This is a genomic window from Janthinobacterium rivuli, assembly GCF_029690045.1.
GTDB classification, from domain to species: domain Bacteria; phylum Pseudomonadota; class Gammaproteobacteria; order Burkholderiales; family Burkholderiaceae_D; genus Janthinobacterium; species Janthinobacterium rivuli.
Genome location: NZ_CP121464.1, coordinates 2,555,348 through 2,573,731 on the forward strand (window position 1 = coordinate 2,555,348; position 18,384 = coordinate 2,573,731).

Annotated in this window: 15 protein-coding genes and 1 tRNA gene; 9 read left to right on the forward strand and 7 right to left on the reverse strand. The window is 65.5% G+C overall.

Annotated elements, in window-relative coordinates; all coding sequences use genetic code 11:
* Positions 1-35: 35 nt before the first annotated feature.
* A tRNA-Ser gene (locus P9875_RS11730) sits at positions 36-128 on the forward strand.
* 223 nt (positions 129-351) lie between these two features.
* On the opposite strand, the gene P9875_RS11735 is transcribed toward P9875_RS11730, so the two are convergent.
* The 5 genes from P9875_RS11735 to P9875_RS11755 form a co-directional block, all read right to left on the reverse strand.
* Positions 352-822 carry a hypothetical protein gene (locus P9875_RS11735; RefSeq protein ID WP_099402773.1) on the reverse strand — a complete coding sequence of 157 codons (471 nt, stop codon included), beginning with the start codon at positions 820-822 and terminating at the stop codon, positions 352-354.
* 41 nt (positions 823-863) lie between these two features.
* Complete coding sequence (tssI, locus tag P9875_RS11740; RefSeq protein ID WP_278318462.1) at positions 864-4,679, reverse strand: type VI secretion system Vgr family protein; 3,816 nt, start codon at positions 4,677-4,679, stop codon at positions 864-866.
* Complete coding sequence (gene icmH, locus P9875_RS11745) at positions 4,679-5,461, reverse strand: type IVB secretion system protein IcmH/DotU (protein WP_035817440.1); 783 nt, start codon at positions 5,459-5,461, stop codon at positions 4,679-4,681. Before icmH ends, tssI begins: the two co-directional genes overlap by 1 nt.
* A 9-nt stretch (positions 5,462-5,470) precedes the next feature.
* Positions 5,471-6,817 carry a type VI secretion system baseplate subunit TssK gene (gene tssK, locus P9875_RS11750; protein ID WP_035817442.1) on the reverse strand — a complete coding sequence of 449 codons (1,347 nt, stop codon included), beginning with the start codon at positions 6,815-6,817 and terminating at the stop codon, positions 5,471-5,473.
* A gap of 199 nt (positions 6,818-7,016) precedes the next feature.
* On the reverse strand, positions 7,017-7,238 hold the full coding sequence (locus tag P9875_RS11755; protein ID WP_278318463.1) for a hypothetical protein: 222 nt from the start codon (positions 7,236-7,238) through the stop codon (positions 7,017-7,019).
* On the opposite strand from P9875_RS11755, the gene P9875_RS11760 reads away from it, so the two are divergent.
* The 8 genes from P9875_RS11760 to tssH all read left to right on the forward strand — a co-directional run bounded on the left by P9875_RS11760 (position 7,231) and on the right by tssH (position 16,471).
* Positions 7,231-7,680, forward strand: coding sequence for a hypothetical protein (locus P9875_RS11760; protein ID WP_278318464.1), 450 nt, complete (start codon positions 7,231-7,233; stop codon positions 7,678-7,680). The two genes, P9875_RS11755 and P9875_RS11760, sit on opposite strands and share 8 nt — an antisense overlap.
* A gap of 72 nt (positions 7,681-7,752) precedes the next feature.
* Positions 7,753-8,262: a type VI secretion system contractile sheath small subunit gene (gene tssB / locus P9875_RS11765; RefSeq protein WP_035817446.1), complete on the forward strand. Its 510-nt coding sequence runs from the start codon at positions 7,753-7,755 to the stop codon at positions 8,260-8,262.
* Between the two features lies 1 nt (position 8,263).
* Positions 8,264-9,748: a type VI secretion system contractile sheath large subunit gene (gene tssC, locus P9875_RS11770; protein WP_035817448.1), complete on the forward strand. Its 1,485-nt coding sequence runs from the start codon at positions 8,264-8,266 to the stop codon at positions 9,746-9,748.
* 33 nt (positions 9,749-9,781) lie between these two features.
* Positions 9,782-10,273, forward strand: a complete 492-nt coding sequence (locus tag P9875_RS11775) for an Hcp family type VI secretion system effector (protein ID WP_035817450.1) — start codon at positions 9,782-9,784, stop codon at positions 10,271-10,273.
* A gap of 97 nt (positions 10,274-10,370) precedes the next feature.
* A complete protein-coding gene (gene tssE, locus P9875_RS11780) occupies positions 10,371-10,862 on the forward strand; it encodes a type VI secretion system baseplate subunit TssE (RefSeq protein ID WP_035817453.1) in 492 nt (163 codons plus the stop codon).
* A 2-nt stretch (positions 10,863-10,864) separates the two neighbouring features.
* Complete coding sequence (gene tssF / locus P9875_RS11785; RefSeq protein ID WP_278318465.1) at positions 10,865-12,709, forward strand: type VI secretion system baseplate subunit TssF; 1,845 nt, start codon at positions 10,865-10,867, stop codon at positions 12,707-12,709.
* A complete protein-coding gene (gene tssG / locus P9875_RS11790; protein WP_278318466.1) occupies positions 12,673-13,758 on the forward strand; it encodes a type VI secretion system baseplate subunit TssG in 1,086 nt (361 codons plus the stop codon). Before tssF ends, tssG begins: the two co-directional genes overlap by 37 nt.
* 55 nt (positions 13,759-13,813) lie before the next feature.
* A complete protein-coding gene (tssH, locus tag P9875_RS11795) occupies positions 13,814-16,471 on the forward strand; it encodes a type VI secretion system ATPase TssH (protein ID WP_278318467.1) in 2,658 nt (885 codons plus the stop codon).
* Positions 16,472-16,484: 13 nt separating this feature from the next.
* Here the strand turns inward: tssH and tssA are convergent, their stop codons facing one another.
* Positions 16,485-17,522 carry a type VI secretion system protein TssA gene (gene tssA, locus P9875_RS11800; RefSeq protein WP_278318468.1) on the reverse strand — a complete coding sequence of 346 codons (1,038 nt, stop codon included), beginning with the start codon at positions 17,520-17,522 and terminating at the stop codon, positions 16,485-16,487.
* A 48-nt stretch (positions 17,523-17,570) separates the two neighbouring features.
* Positions 17,571-18,383: an OmpA family protein gene (locus tag P9875_RS11805; RefSeq protein WP_278318469.1), complete on the reverse strand. Its 813-nt coding sequence runs from the start codon at positions 18,381-18,383 to the stop codon at positions 17,571-17,573.
* Position 18,384 lies beyond the last annotated feature (1 nt).

The following is an 18,384-nucleotide window of genomic DNA, read 5'->3' on the forward strand; positions in this document are numbered from 1 at the left end:
AGTTAGCTACAGAGACATAGTTGAGTAATCAGCTAGGAGACGTGGCCGAGTGGCCGAAGGCACATCCCTGCTAAGGATGCATACGGCTTATACCTGTATCGTGGGTTCGAATCCCACCGTCTCCGCCAGAATCAAACAAAAAAGCCTCCCCTGCGGGAGGCTTTTTTGTTTGTCTGGACGGAACGGTGGGATTCGAAGACGGAGCGCCCTAAGGGGCGCGAGGCTATCCGAATCGCCATTCTGCCGCGCCCCGCGCGGCCCCGCTGGCCGCGCAGCGGCCAACGCCGTCCCCTCATTTCAGGCCGTAGCGGCCAGCGCCTCGCACCGCCAGCATCACCCAGACGGCCAAAATCACCGCTTCGCCTCCCGCTCCAGCGTATCCCTGCCAATAATCTTCAAGCTCGTCCCGCCCTTGAACGGCAACGTTTCCTCGCCAGCGTCAGATGCGGCGCCGCCGCCGATCCGGATCCCCGCCGAGACGCCGATTTCGGCCGTCACGTCGACGAATTCCTTGCGGAACAGCAGCAGCTCCGTATGCTTGATGATGCTTTGCAGCGCAATCGACTGGCCCGGCGCGATGGTGGTAAAGGCGCGCTTGAGCGCATGGTTCGCCAGGCCCGTCTTCAGGACCTGGCTTTGTTCGCTCACATTGTCGACCAGGCGCAGGTTGGGGCCGCGTTGCTGGATGTAGTCGAGCGGATAGCCGACGGCCGCGCTGCCGGTATTTTTGATGACGACCTCGATGCGCATGTCGCTGCCCGTGAAAATGCAGGCCGGATTGTCGAGGCAATGGGCGCTAACGGAAAGTACGTCGTTCGGCATGGCGTGTCCTGTGAGGTGTAGGGAGGTTGCAAACAGCCCGGTTACGAGCCATTGAGGATGATATCGCATTTGATTTTCCGTCCTATTTTTGCCCGCAGCAATTCTTGCACTTCGATGGCGATTTGCCAGCCGTGCCGCTTGAGGACAATCACGGAGCCGTAGGCACTCATGATGTTGGCAACTGCCGGGTCCGGTTCCGTGCCGTCCGCCAGGGCCGGTACGGGCGCATCCCAGCTGCCGTCGGGCTTCATGTACTTGACGGTTTCGTCATCGCCGTCGACATAGGAATATTCGTCCGGTATGCCATAGCAATGGCCGAATTCATGCGCGTGGGTTTGCCCGTTGGTGGCCATCGATACGTCGATCACGGTGCCGGTCACGCCTTCGCGGTCGTAGCGTTTGTGGATCTGCATGGTGTAGTGCTCCCTGCTTTCCACGTACTCCACGCGGTAGACGATGGGCAGGATGCGCGTGCCGCATTCCGGATCGACGATCTCCATGCGGAATTTATTGTTCCAGTGCTGTTCCAGGCCCGTCCTGGCGACTTCCTTGACGTACTTGATGACGGCGGCGCGCTGCTTGGCCCGCGTGGCGGCCTGTGGGGTACCCTTCTCGCGCGCTTCCAGCGCCTGGTCTTCGGCCGACAGCACCGTCACCACCTTGACGCGCAATTCGGCGATGATGCTGGTATTCGACTTGACGGGCACGTAGATCTTGTAGCGCACGGTGTCGAAATAATTATGCGGCGCGCCATTGGTGCCGAAAGTATTGTTGTAGCGCGGCACGCTGGAGACATCGATCTCCTTTTCGTAGTCGGCGATCCAGCAGGCGGGGCGCTTGATCAGCACTTCCTTGCGCTGCTTGTTGTCGACGGGGCTGGTGCTCGACGTACCCGTTTCCTTGAATTTTGGCTCGGGCTTGGGCGGCGCCTTGGCCGTCGTGCCGGGCGCGGGCGCCTTGGCGCGCGTATCTGGCGCGGGTGCGGGCGCAGGGCTGTCCGGTGTCTCGGGCAACTCGCCCGGCGATTTGAGCAGTTCGATCACCAGTAGCTCGACGGCGGCAGCCGCCACGATGTGGGTCAAGCCCCTGGCGTCCGTCATGCCCGTTTCGATGCTGCCGTCGGCGCGCTTGACGCGGTACGGCTGGCGCGGCATCAGTTCGCCCGTGTCGCGGTCTTTCAGCACGAAGCCTTCGTCGAACAGTTTCAGGCGGCTGTCGGGCAAGGGCGGCAGGCCGGCGGCGACGCTGGCGCCGCCGTTGAAGACATGCTGCCCGCCCTTGACCGTGAAATGACCGGGGCAGCGGAAGGTGATGTCGCCGCCTTCGAGCGTGATCGACGATTGTCCCGCCTGCAGGACGATTTTCTGGTTGGCCTTGATGTCGATGCTGTCGCTCACGGAGATCACCGTGATGGCTTGATCGGCGAGGATTTCCAGCTGGTCGGTATGCGCTTCGAGCGAGACGGGGCCGTTGCCCGCGACGGCCTTGATGCCGCCTTCCTGGCTGAACAGCGTGGCCGCGTTGGCCGCCACCGAGGCGACCGTCTGGCCAGCCGTCATGTGCAGGTCGGCCTGCGCCGTCCAGTGCAGCTGCTGGCCCGCGAACAGCACGGTCGACGCGGGCGTGGCCCAGTTGATGCTGCTGGGCGACTCCATCACCACCAGCGGCTGGGCGTAGCGTTCCACGGGCTGCGCCGCATCGGGCGCGCGCGTGCCGCTGCCCGCCTTGCTGGCTTCCTGGCCGCCGACAGCGGCCTGGTACTTGCCATCCTGTTGCGGGTCGATCTGCGCCGCCATGTCCAGCTGCGCCTGGTTCGCATCCTTGCTGACGAGGGCGTTTTGCTGGCTAGCCGACGTCGCCACCGTCTTGCTCAGTTCACAGGCGCCGCGCAGCAGGGCCAGTGCTTCCTTCGTGTCGAGCTGGCTCGAGGTCACGCCGGCGCCCTGGCGCGCGCGCGCCGTGGTCGAGATCAGCATGCCTTCGCCAGCGCGCAGCATGGCCCAGGCATCGGTGCGCAATTCAAAGCCGCTGCCGCGGTAGCTGCCCCGTTGCGCCGAGCTGGCGCCTTGCTGCACCAGGTAGCCCAGATTGAGCTCGGTGGCGGCGCTGCTCGAAGCGAGCCGGGTGCGCAGCTGGCCCTGGGTATCGTCGAGTACCCATTGGTTGTAGCCGGCGCCGTCGAAATTGTGGCTGTGCATGCCCGACAGGACGCCCGCGTGGTTGACGCCCGAATCCTCGCCGGCCGCATACGGCGGCGTGTCGCTGCCCGTGTAGAGCTGGGCGACGACCAGCGGGCGGTCCATGTCGCCTTCGATAAAGTCGACCAGCACTTCCGTGCCGAGGCGCGGCGTGAATTGCGAACCCCAGTTCGGGCCGGCCAGCGCTTCGGCCACGCGCACCCAGGCGCCGGACGCCTCGTTGCCGGGCGCGTTGCCCTGCGCGTCGGTATTGTGCGCCAGGCCGCCCGGATTGGCGGCGCTGCCGCGCTGCCAGGCGAACTGGATGCGCACCTGGTGGTCGCGGCCCGTGGTGGCCACGCTGTCGGCCAGCCCCACCACCAGCGCCGTCTGCGGGCCCAGCGCCACGGCCGGCGCGCGCGCGGCGGTGGCGCGCGGCACGATGGCCACGCTGGTGCGCACGCAGCCGAAGCGGTTGCGGTAGGTGCCCGGTTCGATCTGGCCGGCGATCCAGTCGGCCACGCCGCCCAGGCCGGCCTTCTTGGCCAGCGTCGACAGCATGCCGCCCAGACTGGCGCCGGCTGTTCCCGCATTGTTGCGCGCCTGGTGTTCGGCCCACAGCACGGTGAAGGCGTTGGCGCCATCGGCATGCTGTTCGTGCTGCAGCAGGCGCATGGCGTGGCCGGCGGCCAGGCGGCGCACGGCGCCGGCGCCGTCGAACTGCTTGTTGTCCAGTTCCAGCGCTTGCAGCATGCGCTCGCTGTGCGGCCCGGCCGCCGCGCGGTCGGCGTGCCGGCGTTCGCCAGCGCCGTCATACACGGCCAGCTGCGGCAATTGCCCCGCCTCCAGGCTGGAAACCTGCTCGGCGGCGGGCGCCGTCACCTGTTCCGGATGCCAGCTGCTGATGCTGACGGCATTCGACCGCACCTGGCGGCGCGCGCCGAAGCGGTCGATGGCGTCGTCCGTATCGGTGGCGCGCACGCCGTGAAAGCGCATGTCGGCGCCGCCCGGCGTCTGTGGCGCGGCGGCCTTGCTGTCGAAGATCACCAGCTTGTGCCTGGCCTGCGCGTCGCCATCGCCGCCTTCCTGCGCGCCGCCGGGCTGGTCGTGCTCGAAGCGCCAGCTCAGGCCTTCCGCCGCCAGCAGGCGCGCGAAGAATTCGAAGTCGCTTTCGCGGTACTGGGTACAGATGGCGCGCGTGGCCAAGGCCTGGCTGACGTCGAATTCGAAGCGCAGCTGCGGGTAGTCGGCCAGCAGCTCGGTGACGATGTCGCGTGCGTTCTTGTCCTGGAAAATATAACTGTCGCGGCGCAGCTGCAGCAGGGCCAGGGCCGGCTCGAGGCGCAGCCGGTAGCGCGCCACGCCGCCGTCGGCGCCGATCCAGGCGCAATCGGTGCAGATGCCGTGCCAGGCGCGCTGGCTACCGTCGGGCTGCAGCAGGCACAGCGTCATTTCCTCGCCGATGAAGGAAGCCAGGTCCAGGCTGGCCGCGGTGCTCAGCGCGTCGACCTCGAAGCGGAACAGTTCATTGACGGCCTCGCGGCCCTCGAACTGTTCCGCCATCAGCGATTCCGGCTGCCCGGACTGCTGCGCCGTGGCCAGGGTGATGAGCCGCGCATGCTGGCTCAGGCCTGTGCCGAACTGACCCGTCGCTGCGGGGCTTGCTTGTGCGTCGCTCATCACGGCAGGGTAATGCTCAGGTTAGCCACGCGCGGCGCCAGCTTGACGATGTCGTTGTAGGCATTGATCTGCGCTTGCGTCTGTTTGGCCAGCATGGTGCGCAGCCCCAGGTAGCCCATGGCGCAGATCAGGGCGAACACCGAACACAGCACCCAGACCGGCACGTTGTTGCGCAGCTTGTGGATGATCTGGTCGGGCCGCTCCGCATGCGGGGCGAAGCCGGTTTTCTTGCCCTTCATCTGGGCGATTTCGTCGCCCAGGCGCGCCGTCAGGTAGTTGAGTTTTTCCGGGCCTTCGAGGATGTAGCGGCCCTGGAAACCCAGCAGCAGGCACATGTGGAAGACTTCGAGCGCCTGCAGGTGCGCGCTGCCGCGCGCGCGCAGCGCTTCGAGACGGATGAAGAAGTTTTCGCCGGCCAGCTGGTCGCCGAAGAGCACCAGCTGCAAGGGCCGGCGCGCCCATTCGTCGCGGATGCTGTAGGGCGAGCGCAGGATGATTTCATCGACGGCCGCGCAGAACGCATATTTTGCGGCGTCGATGTCGTCCGCCGACGCGCCCTGTTTTTTCGCGCCGCGGCTGAACTCATCGAGGAAGTGCGTCATTTTGCTGATGAAATCGGCATTGTCTTGCGGCCCGCTGCCGTTCTTCAGCATGAAGAGGGCGTAAAAGCCGTCGTACATCAAGTCCATCAAGGTGTGTTCGGTGCCGGGACCGGCAGCCATGCTGGAGGCATAGGCGGCCTGGCCGCCGGACATCAGGGAAGGGGTAGCGCTGGAGTGCATCGTTGGACCTCAGGAAGTGACGGCGACAAGTTCGAGTTTCAGTTCACGCATGCCGGACGGGACATACACCAGCAGCGACTGCGCCTGCAGCATGCGTTCGTACATCTGCCCCTTGGCCTCGATGGTGAAGTAAAACATGTCGGGGCGCACCGGCACGGCGGCCGGCACCTGCGGCGCGTGCTGCAGGCGCACCCCGGGCAGGGCGGAGAGGACGAATTTTTCCACGTCGTCCGGCGCGCCCACCTTGAAGCGCAGCGGCACCACGTCGACCAGTTCCACGCCGGCCATGTCGGCCGACACGCCCAGGTAGAACGCCGTCTTGGCATCGATCTTTTCCGAGTCGAGCTTGCCGTGATGGTAGGACGGTTTGGTTTCTGTCAGCGCGATGGCGAAGTATTTCGACGAGATCACGGTGTCGAGCAATTCGCGGATCATGGCGTGCAGCTGGGCGAACGCGGGACCGGGATCGGCATGCCGGTACGGCGGCAAGTCGGCCAGCGCATGGCTTCTTGAAAAGGTCATCAGGCCGCCCGCCAGGCCCAGCAGCTGTTCGTACAGCCGCTCCGGATGCAGGGCTGGATGATGGAAATAATGGCTGAGCGAGGCGTAGGCCGCGCTGGCCGTATGCAGCAGCCAGAACGAGGACATGTCGCCGGAGCGGAACTCGATCACGCTCTTGCTCGGCTCACGGTGATGTCCATACAGCGCGTTGACCTTGGCCTGCAGCGCGTCGATCAGGCGGCGCAGCTGCAGGAACAGCAGGGGCGCGCTGCGGATGGACAGGCTGGGCGGCACGAAGGCCGGATCCTGCTCGAAGCCGCCCGTCGACAGGCGCCGCAGGCGCAACAGGGGGAAGCTGACGTAGGAATCGCGCGGTTCGGCATCGGCGACCAGGCGCAGGGTTTTTTTCAGGTAGGTCAGTTCGGCCTGCGCGGCCTGGGTGTACAGGTCCGGCGTGCTGAGATTGGCCTGGGCATAGCGCGCCGCGTTGTTGGGCTGGCCGCTGGCGGCGAAGTTGCCGCCGAATGGCTTGAACGCCGGCAAGGCGGCGTGAAAGGTCACCGATTGCAAGGACGACGGCACGTTGCCCAGGTCGAGCGCGTCGGGCAGTTCATCGCTCCCGGCGGCGTTGTAGATTTCGCCGTCCTGGAAGACCAGCGACAGTTCCAGCAGGCGCAGGCTGTTGTTGGCCAGCGCATCGCGGTCGATCTGCAACTGGTTCACGCCCCACGCATACGGATGCAGCGCCTTGACGCTTTCGTGCAGGCGCTGCTCGTGGTACTGGTCTTGCTGCTGGAAATGCTGGGGCCGCAGGAACAGCCCTTCGCCCCATAACAATTTGTTTGCCATGCTCATGGATTGCCCTCTATGCCAGACACAGTGAGGCGCGGCAGCGACTGAAAATCATGCTTCGCATCGCGCAAGGTGGTGCTTTTTTCGCAACTGCAAGAACCTTAACATTATCTTGAATAATGGCGCGTACTGTACGTTTTTGGCGTGAGTAGTGTGAGTTTTCGCGTATTTTCTATTGAACGCAGTGTTTTTTCAAATCATGCTACGCTCCGAAAAATAGATAATTAGCAACTATAAAAAGCAACTTTTCAGTCCACCAAACAGTCTTCTTTTTTGAAGGAAAGCCCAACATGACACGCTCGGTTTCGCTACGCACGCTTGCAGTAATCGCCTGTGCTTTTGCCCTCAGCGCATGCAGTACAACGCCGGTGGCCAAAGCGCCGCCCGCCGCGGCGCCGCCGACGCTGGAGGAGCTGATGGCCAAGGCCACGCAGGCCGTGGACACGGGCAACAAGGCGGCGGCGCTGGCGCTGTGGCAGGAGGCCGCCGCCGCCGCGCCCGCCGACAAGCAGCCCTGGGTGCGCATGGCGCAAAGCCGCTACGATGCCGGCCAGTATGGTGAAGCCATCCTCAATGCCCAGGAAGTGCTGGTGCGCGATCCTGCCGACAAGCTGGCCAACAGCGTGATCGCCATCAGCGGACTGCGCCTGTCGACGCGGGCGCTGGCTGACCTGAGCCGTCAGAACAACCTGTCCGGTCCGCTGCGCGCGGAATCGCAGGACCTGGCCAAGCTGCTGCGCGAGAGCCTCGGCGAAACCGTGCTGGTGCCGCCGCCGGACAAGCCGCCCGTGCGCCAATCGCGCAAGCAGCCAAGCAAGCGCACTGCCGACGAGGGCAGCGCCAATCCATTCAATGCCCTGAAGTAGTCAGCCAGGCACAGCTACGCCGCAGTTCAACAGGCGCATCGCCGATGCCGCCAATATTTGGAAGGGGATGTCATGTCGAAGAAAGATAGTGTGCAGAAGCGCTTGCAAAAGGTACGCCCGCCACGCGTGCAGATGACGTATGACGTCGAGATCGGCGACGCCATCGAAAACAAGGAGCTGCCCTTCGTGGTTGGCGTGGTCGGCGATTTTGGCGGCAATTCCGAACTCGAACAGAAGCGCCTGAAGGACCGCAAGTTCGTCGATATCGACCGCGATAATTTCGATGAAGTGATGAAGGGCATCGAGCCGCGCGCCACCTTCCGCGTGCCGAATGAACTGGGCGCCGGCGGCGACCAGTTCGGCGTTGAACTGAAATTCCGCTCGATCGCCGATTTCCGCCCGGAAGCGGTGGTCGGGCAGGTCGAGCCGCTGCGCAAGCTGCTCGAAGCGCGCACCAAGCTGGCCGACCTGCGCAACAAGCTGGCCGGCAACGACAAGCTGGAAGACATCCTCAATGACGTGCTCAACAGCACGGAAAAACTGGCCCAGCTGGAACAACATTCGCACGTCAGGAAAGATTGATATGTCCGCACAACTGACCCCCGCATTGAGCGCCGCCGGCGCCGCCGAAATCGATTTGCTCGACCAGATCGTCGAGCAGAGCAAGGTGGCCAAGTCCAGCGTCGAACACGCCCGCGCCAAGGATCTGATTTCCGAACTGGTGAGCCAGGTCATGGATGGCACGGTGGTGGTATCGAATAACCTGGCCGCCACCATCGATGCCCGCGTGGCCGAACTGGACCAGCTCATTTCCGCGCAGCTCAGCGCCATCATGCACGCGCCCGAATTCCAGAAGCTGGAAAGCAGCTGGACGGGCCTGCATTACCTGGTGAAGAACACGGCTACCGGCACGAACCTGAAAATCAAGCTGATGAACGCGACCAAGCGCGAACTGGTGAAGGATTTCCAGAGCGCGCTGGAGTTCGACCAGTCGACCATGTTCAAGAAGGTCTACGAAGAGGAATTCGGCACCTTCGGCGGGGCGCCGTTCGGCACCTTGCTGGGCGACTTCGAATTCAGCCGCCAGCCGGAAGACATGTATTTCATCGAACAGATGTCGCATGTGGCCGCCGCCGCGCACGCGCCGTTCATCTCGTCCGCGTCGCCGGAACTGTTTGGCCTGGAAAGCTACAGCGACCTGGGCAAGCCGCGCGACCTGGCCAAGGTATTCGACACGGTCGAGTATGCAAAGTGGAAATCCCTGCGCGAATCGGAAGACTCGCGCTACGTGGGCCTGACCTTGCCCCGTTTCCTGGGGCGGCTGCCGTTCAATCCGCTCGATGGCGCCACCGTCGACGGCTTCAATTTCGTCGAGGACGTCGACGGCACCGACCACCAGAAATACCTGTGGTGCAACGCCGCCTACGCGTTCGGCACCAAGCTGACGGCCGCCTTCGAGGATTACGGCTGGTGCGCGGCGATCCGCGGCGTGGAGGGGGGCGGCCTGGTGGAAGACTTGCCGACGCATACCTTCAAGACGGACGAGGGCGAGGTGGCGCTGAAATGCCCGACCGAGATCGCCATCACGGACCGCCGCGAAAAGGAATTGAGCGACCTGGGCTTCATCTCCCTGGTGCACTGCAAGAACACGGACTATGCCGCGTTTTTCGGCGCCCAGTCGGCGCAGAAGGCGAAAAAATACAATACCGACGCCGCCAACGCGAACGCCGTGCTGTCGGCGCAGCTGCAATACATCTTCGCCGTGTCGCGCATCGCCCACTACATGAAGGCCATGATGCGCGACAAGATCGGCAGCTTTGCCGCCGCCTCCAACGTGGAAGATTTCCTCAACCGCTGGCTGACGCAATACGTGCTGCTCGACGATAACGCCAGCCAGGAACAGAAAGCCCAGTTTCCGCTGCGCGAAGCCTCGGTGCAGGTGGCGGAAGTGCCGGGCCGGCCCGGCGTGTACCGCGCCGTGTCCTTTTTGCGTCCGCATTTCCAGCTGGACGAATTGTCCGTTTCACTCCGTTTGGTCGCGGAGCTTCCGCAGTCGACCAAATCGTAATGTATTTTTCTTCACACCCTTGAAAGGAATGACATGGCAATCGACGTATACTTGCAAATTGATGGCATCAAAGGCGAATCCACGGATAACAGCCACAAAGATTGGATCGAATGCAAGTCGGTCCAGTGGCAGGTGTTGCAACCCAAATCGGCGACCGCCTCGACAGGCGGCGGCCATACCGCCGAACGTACCGAGCACAAGGATATCGTCATCGCCAAGATGGCCGATCTCGCCAGCCCCTTGCTGCTGCAGACGTGCTCCTCGGGCAAGACCATCCCGAAAGCCAAGCTCGAGTTCCTGCGCGCCGATGGCCAGGGCGAGCGCATCAAGTACTTCGAAATCGAACTCGAGAACGTGATGATCAGCAGCGTGGCGCCATCGGTGGCCGCAGGCGACATACTCGGCGAAGACCTGGCGCTCAAGTATTCCAAGGTCAAGTGGAAATACACCCAGCAAAAAGTGGGTGGCGGCTCGGGCGGCAACACCTCGGGCGGCTGGGATCTGTCGGCCAACAAGACGGCCTGATCGTACCTGACCGCGTACGCCAGCGGCGCGCTCTGCCGCCGCTGGCTTTCCTAGCCGCCGGCAGCGGCGTCCACGCCAGCCATGAAACGGGAAACCCATGAAAGGTTTTACGCCGGGCCTGTTCGACCGCCTGATGGATACGCCCGTGCACGGCGCCTCCAGCGGCACCGTCTCGCGCCTTTCGCTCGAGGACTTGAAAGACACCGTGGCGCGCGATCTCGAAGCGCTGCTCAACACGCGCGCCGTGCTGCCCGAGGCGCTGCTCAAACCCTTTCCCGAATGCGGCAAGTCGATCATCACGTACGGCTTGAACGATTTCGCCGGGCTTAGCCTGTCGAGCACGGACGACCGCGCCTATATCTGCCAGTGCCTGGAAAAGGCCATCGCCCGCCACGAGCCGCGCTTGCGCCAGGTACGCGCATCGCTGGAAATCGAGGAAGGCTCGATCAACCGCCTCAATTTCGCCATCAGCGCGCTGCTGGTGGTGCATGCGGCGCACGAACCGGTCAGCTTCGACGCCATCCTGCAGCCTTCCAGCCTGCATTACACGATCAGCAAGGGACGCCGCGCCGCGTCCACGGGAGCCTGAGCTTGGACGAATTGCTGCCTTACTACGAGCGCGAACTGGGTTTCCTGCGCCGCTACTCGCGCGAGTTTTCCGAGCGCTACCCGAAGATCGCCGGCCGCCTGCTGATGGGCGGCGAAGTGTGCGAAGACCCGCACATCGAGCGCATGATCCAGTCGTTCGCGCTGCTCAATTCGCGCATCTCGAAGCGCATCGACGACGATTATCCCGAATTTACCGAAGCGCTGTTCGAAGTGCTGTATCCGCATTACCTGCGGCCTTTTCCCTCGTGCTCGATCGCGCGCATGGATTACGCCGCCGCGGCGGCGCAGCTGACGGCGCCGGCGGAAATCGCCCGCGGCACGGAGCTGACGACGCGCCCCGTGAAGGGCGTGGCCTGCACCTTCCGCACGGCCTACCCTGTGACGGTGGCGCCGCTGGCGCTCACGCACGCGGCTTTTTCCGCCATCATCGAGGCGCCGGAACAGGTGCTGCTGCCGGCGAATGCCACCTCGGGCGTGCGCATCACCATCGAGTCGAGCGCCGCGCAGCTGTCGCCGGGCCAGCTGGGACTGGCGTCGCTGCGCGTGTTCATCGATGGCCAGCCTTCGTTTTGCGCGGCGCTGCGCGACGCCCTGTTCATGCGCACCGTGAAGGCCTACGCCGAGGCGGACGGCAGCGGCAGCTGGGTCGCGCTCGACGGCATTCCGGTGCGCAGCGCCGGCTTTGCCGAGGACGATGCGCTGATCCCGTTTTCCGCCCGCTCGCATCCGGCCTACCGGCTGCTGACCGAGTATTTCTGCTTTCCCGAAAAATTCAATTTCTTCGACATCGACCTCGGCGCGCTGTGCGCCGCGCTGCCGTCCGGCTGCCGCCGCATCACCTTGCACCTGGCGCTGAGCGGCTTGCGCACCGATTCGAACACGGCGCGCCTGCTGGGGACGATGAACACGCACAACCTGCTGCTGGGCTGCACGCCGGTGGTCAACCTGTTCCGCCAGCGCGGCGAGCCTATCCGGCTCACGCACACGGCCGCCAGTTATCCCGTGCTGGCCGATGCGCGCCGCGCCTATGCGTTCGAGGTGCAGTCGATCGACTCGGTCAAGCTGGTGCGGCAGACGCCGCAGGGCGAATCCGTGGTGGAATTTCGTCCCTTCTATTCGCTGCGCCATGGCGAGACTCCGGCCAGGGATGGCCATTACTGGGTCATGCGGCGCGACGAGATCCTCGCCAGCAAGAGTCCCGGTTACGAGACGCAGATCTCCATCGTCGACATCGATTTCGATCCGGCCGCGGTGGAAACGGACACGCTCAGCCTGGAGCTGAGCTGCACCAACCGCGATTTGCCGGCGCAGCTGACCTACGGCTTGCATGGCGGCGACCTGTTCCTCGAAGGCGGTTCCAGCGTGCGCAGCATCAGCTTGCTGCGCAAACCCAGCGAGTCGCACCGTTTCGAACGGGGACGGGGCGCCCACTGGCGCTTGATTTCGCATCTGGCGCTGAATCACCTGTCGCTGGCCGGCAGCGGCCTGGAAGCGTTCCAGGAAATGCTGACCCTGTACGACCTGCCGCGCTCGGCCACTTCGCAGCGGCAAATCCGCGGCATCACGGCCATCGCCCACCAGGCCGTCAATGCCTGGCTGCCAGGCAATCCCTTCGCCTGCCTGGTGCGCGGCGTCGAAGTGCGGCTGACGATAGACGAAGAGGCCTTCGTCGGCAGCGGCATCCACGCCTTTGCGCATGTGATCGAGTGCTTCCTGGGCTTGTATGTGCATGCGAACAGCTTCACGCAACTGGTGGTGCTGGCCAAAAAATCAGGAGAGGAGCTGTGGCGATGCAAACCACGCAGCGGCGATTCGAGCCTAGTGTAATCGAGCGCCTGTTTGCCCAGCCTTGCCGCTTCCAGTACTTCCAGGCGGTGCGCATGCTGGAGCTTTGGCTCAGGCGCAACGGCTTGCCGCACGACGATGCGGTGGCCAGTTTCCTGCGCTTCCAGAATTCCGTCTCGCTCGACTTCGCCCCCAGCCAGATCGAGGCGCTGGCGCCGGAACCGCGCGAACTGGCCACGGACGCCAACGCTCTGGGCACGGCGCTGCGCGGCGGACAGCTGAAATACGTGCGCGTCACGCCGGCCTTCATGGGCTTTCTCGGCGTCGCCGGCGCGCTGCCGCTGCACTATACGGAACGCATCGCCACGCACCAGCTGTATGAAAAGGACGAGGGGCCGCGCGCCTTCCTCGACACGTTTTCGAACCGCGCCTTGGCCCTGTTCTATGAAGCGTGGCGCAAATACCGGCTGGAACTCAAATACCAGCTCGACGGCAAGGACCAGTTTCTGCCGCTGCTGCTGTCGCTGGCCGGGCTGGGCAACGCCTCGCTGCGCCAGCGCCTGGCGTGGGACGGCGCCGGCGTGCTCGATGAATCGGTGGGCTACTTTGCCGCCGCCATGCGCCACCGGCCGCCGTCGGCCGTGCTGATCGGCCAGGTGCTGTCCGAGTATTTCGGGCAGCGCATCGCCGTCAGCCAGTTTGTCGGCTGCTGGTACGACGTGCCGCGCGAGCAGCAAAGCACCTTGGGCGGCAGCAATGCCTTGCTGGGCGCCACCGCCATGGTGGGCGCGCGCGTCTGGCAGCGCGACCTGCGCCTGCGGCTGACCATCGGCCCGCTGGCCCGCTGCCACTTCGACGCCTTCCTGCCTGGCGGCGCGGCCGCCCTTGCGCTCGAGAAGATGCTCGCCATGTTCACCGGCTTGTGCCTGGAATACGAAGTGCAGCTGGTGCTGCGCGCCGCCGACGTGCAGGGCATTGCGCTGACGGTGCCGCGCAGCGGCGGGCGGCTGGGCTGGGACAGCTTCCTGATCACCGGCGGCGAGGCGCGCGACCGCGCCGATGTCCGCTATGAATTGCATGCGCCGGCCTGAGCTCGCGCTTCTCCACCGATTTCGCCAACCATTACCCGACAAGGACCGCCGCCCCATGAGCATCAACCTGAAAACCCTGATCAGCAAGTTGAACGACACCTGCCGCACGGCCGCCACGCGGGCGGCCAGTCTTTGCGTCGGCCTGGGGCAGTATGAAGTCGACCTGGAGCACGTTTTCCTCGCGCTGCTGGAGCAGCCGCGCAGCGATTTCGTGCTGATTGCGCGCAGGAGCGGCGTCAGCGTGAGCATGCTGGAAGCGGATTTGCGCGCCGAAGTGGCGCGCCTGCAGACGGGCAACACGCGCACGCCCGTGTTTTCCGTGCGCCTGCCCAAGCTGTTCGAGCATGCCTGGCTGATCGCTTCGCTCGATTTGCGCGCCGGGCGGCAGGTGAGCATCCGCAGCGGCCACCTGCTGCAGGCGCTGCTGACCGAGCCGGAACTGGCGCAGCTGGCCTACCGGGGCTCGGCGCTGTTCCACGAATTCAAGCTCGACGAGATCAAGCACGGGCTCGACAAGCTGACCGAGGGGTCGCAGGAAGCCGGCGAGGCGGCGACGGGGCAGGAGGACGCGGGCGACGCCGGCGGCGATCCCGTGGGGGAACTGGCCGGTGCGGCGGCGTCGAAAACGCCGGCGCTGGATCAGTTCACTGTCAACCTGACGGCCCGCGCGCGCGCCGGCAAGGTCGATCCCGTGATCGGGCGCGACATGGAAATCCGCCAGGCGATCGACATCCTGATGCGGCGGCGCCAGAACAATCCCATCCTGACGGGCGAGGCGGGCGTCGGCAAGACGGCCGTGGTGGAGGGCCTGGCGCTGCGCATCGTGCAGGGCGACGTGCCCGACATTTTGCAGGGCGTGGAAATCCACACGCTGGACATGGGCCTGCTGCAGGCCGGCGCCAGCGTCAAGGGCGAGTTCGAGAACCGCCTGAAAAACGTCATCGCCGAAGTGGGCAAGAGCGCGCACGCCATCATCCTCTTTATCGACGAGGCGCACACGATGATCGGCGCCGGCGGCAGCGCCGGCCAGAACGATGCGGCGAACCTGCTGAAACCGGCGCTGGCGCGCGGCGAGCTGCGCACCATCGCCGCCACCACCTGGGGCGAATACAAAAAATATTTTGAAAAGGATGCCGCGCTGGCGCGCCGCTTCCAGGTCGTCAAGATCGAGGAGCCGAGCGAAGAGCTGGCGTGCGCCATGTTGCGCGGCATGGCGCCGCTGATGGAACAGCATTTCAAGGTGCGCATCTTCGACGAGGCGATCACCGAAGCCGTGCGCCTGTCGCACCGCTACATCGCCGGCCGCCAGCTGCCGGACAAGGCCATCAGCGTGCTCGATACGGCTTGCGCCAGGGTGGCGCTGGGGCAGAGCGCCACGCCGGCCCTGCTCGACAGCGTGGCGCGCCGGCGCGAGCGCATCGATGCGGAAGCCTCGGCCCTGGCGCGCGAGGAGAGCGGCGGCGCGCGCCACGGCGCGCGGCTGCAGCTGCTCGACGCCGAACGCGGCGCCGCCACGCAGGAACACGCGCAGCTGGCCGCGCGCTGGGACAGCGAAAAGGCGCTGTCGGAACAGATCCAGGCGATCCGCCGCCAGCTCGAGAACGGCACGCCGGCCGACGCGGGCCAGGGGCGCGAGCTGCTGGCGCTGCAGGCCGAACTGGCGTCGCTGCAGGGCGAGACACCGCTGGTGCCGGTGCAGGTCGACGGCCACGTGGTGGCGGAAATCGTCGCTGGCTGGACCGGCATACCGCTGGGCAAGATGGTCAAGGATGAACTCAAGACGGTGCTGCGGCTGAAGGATTTGCTGCAGGAGCGCGTGCTGGGCCAGCCCCACGCGATCGAGGCCGTGGCGCAACGCGTGCGCACGGCGCGCGCCAACCTGGACGACCCGGACAAGCCGAAGGGCGTGTTCCTGTTCGTCGGCCCGTCCGGCATCGGCAAGACGGAAACGGCGCTGGCGCTGGCCGACGTGCTGTATGGCGGCGAGCGCAAGCTCATTTCCATCAACATGAGCGAATACCAGGAAGCCCACAGCGTGTCGGGCTTGAAGGGTTCGCCGCCCGGCTATGTCGGCTATGGCGAAGGCGGCGTGCTGACCGAGGCCGTGCGCCGCAATCCGTACAGCGTGCTGCTGCTCGACGAGGTGGAAAAGGCGCATTCCGATGTCATGGAGCTGTTCTTCCAGGTCTTCGACAAGGGCGTGATGGACGATGCCGAGGGACGCGAGATCGATTTCAAGAATACCATCATCATCCTGACCTCGAACGTGGCGTCGGCCAGCATGATGCAGGCGTGCCTGAACCTGCCGCCAGAGCAGCTGCCGACGCCGGAGCAGCTGGAGCTGGCCATCCGCCCGCAATTGCTGAAGGTCTTCAAGCCCGCGTTCCTGGGGCGCCTGAAGGTGATCCCCTTTTATCCGCTCGGCGACGATGTGCTGGCCCGTATCATCGGCCTGAAGCTGGGCCGCATCGCCGCGCGCATCGCCGCCAATCACCAGGCCGAGTTTATCTACGACGAGGCGCTGGTCGAGGCGGTGCTGGCGCGCTGCACCGAAGTCGATTCGGGCGCGCGCAATGTCGACAATATCCTCAATGGCAGCCTGCTGCCGGAAATCGCCGAAGCCGTGCTGGCGCGCATGGCCGAAGGGCAGGGCATCAGCCGTATCAAGGCCAGCGCCGGCAAGCAGGGCCAGTTCCGGTATACGATCAAATAGGCGTCAAGCCGCTTCAGTGGCCGCTGCCGGGCGCGATGCCCAGCAGCTCCTCGATGTGGGCCAGCGAGGCGCCGTCCTTGACCACGCCGCGCAGCCATTCGTGCAAATTCTGTTCGCCCGCGTTGGCGGCCTTGTCGGCGAAGTACGAGACGGGGCTGTGCGGCTCCGTCTGGCGGAAGTACTGCGCCACCTGGCGCAGCTGCGCCAGCGCCTGGGCGCGGCTTTGCAACTCTCCGGGCGCCGCCGGCGGCAGCGCCGGTACGGCGGCCGGTGCCGCCAGGCCGCCAGCCGGCACCGGTGTGGCGGCGACACTGGCGGCAGGGATGGCTACGGCCGCGGCGGGCAGGGCCAGCTGCATCGCCTGCAGCGCCTCGCGCGCCAGTGAAAAGCCCGGACTATCCTTGCCCAGGCGGCTATCGGCGGCCTGTTCCAGCTCGGCCAGCGCGTCCAGGCAGAACTGGGCGTCAGCGGCAAAGGCGGCGCGGAACTGCGCCGACGTGGCGCGCCGCGCCGCCTCCATGTCCACCAGCTTGGTGCCGTTGACGCCGTCCTGGTTGCTGGCGGCCCGCTTGCGCGCCGTCTCGAAGTCGATGGTCGACCAGCCGCCCGATTGCTTGTCCGTCAGCGCCATGGCGCGCACCAGGGATGGCGTGCGCGCCAGGATCCAGCTCAGGTTGCCGATACGCTGCTCGTGGTCGTCGCCATCGGGCTGCGGGTACAGGCCCAGGTCCCAGTACTGGCGCAGCAGGCCGGCCAGCAGGCGATAGCCTTCGCCCAGGCCGCGCAAATGGTCTTGCCTGGCGCTGGCTTCGGCCAGCCAGGCGGCGAGCCGCAAGTCCTTGCTCTTGTCGCCCAGCAGGGCGGCGCAGCGCTGCTGGACGAAGGCCCAGTCGGCTTCCTTCAGGTCGGTGACCCACTCGCCCTGGTCGAGCGTGGGGTCGTCGAACTTGCGCGCCTGGCCGATGGCGTCGAAGTCGGTGGAGAAGGACAGGTCGACGCCGCATGGCTGCTCGGCGCTGATGGGAAGTAGGAGCTGGTCGGCTGAAATCATGTGTGTTCTCGGCAGTGGGGCGGATGGCTTGCTGGCGGCATGGCGGCCTTACTGGACCATGCGAAATTCGATGCGGCGGTTGCGCGCGCGGCCATCGGCGCTGTCATTGCTGGCGATGGGACGGTCCGGGCCCTGTCCTGAAGCGCTGAGCAGATCGCCGTCGATGCCCTTGCCGGCCAGGTAGGTCTTGACCGCCTCGGCGCGCGCCTGGCTCAGGTTCTGGTTGCTGGCGCGCAGTCCCAGGTTGTCGGTGTGGCCGATGATGTCCACCTTGCGGCCCGCCAGCTTGTGCAGCGCCGCGCTCATTTCGTCGAGGATGGCGCGGCCCGACGGCGTCAGCGTGGTCTTGCCGCTCTCGAATTCGATGGTGCGGTTGGCCAGCGCGCCGTCGAGGATGTTCTGCTCGGAGGCGGACACGCGCAAGCCGTTGTTGACGGTGTACGTGGGATTGAGGCTGGTGGCGAAGTCGCTGGCGATCTTTTGCCGCTGCGCCTCGTTGGCCACTTCGCCGCGCACGCTGACCACGCTGCCTTCGATCTTCAGCTGGCCGCGGCGGATCTGCTTGAGGTCCGCCGTCAGCAGCTTTTGCACATAGGCGTTCCAGTTGGCCGGCTGCGCGACTTGGCCGACGGCGATCTGGTCGACCACCTTGTCGGCGCCGTACAGTTCGCGCAGGCGCACCAGCACGGCCGCCTTGGCCGCTTCGTCCGGCACCGTGCCGCTGGCCAGGACCTGACCCGGCTGCGGCGTGGCGGCGGCGGGCGCCGAGACAGTGGCCGCCGGCGCGGCGGTGCTTTGCGCGCTGGCGCCGGCCGGCGCGAAGACCAGGCTGAGAAGGATGGCAAGGCGGATGTGGCGCATG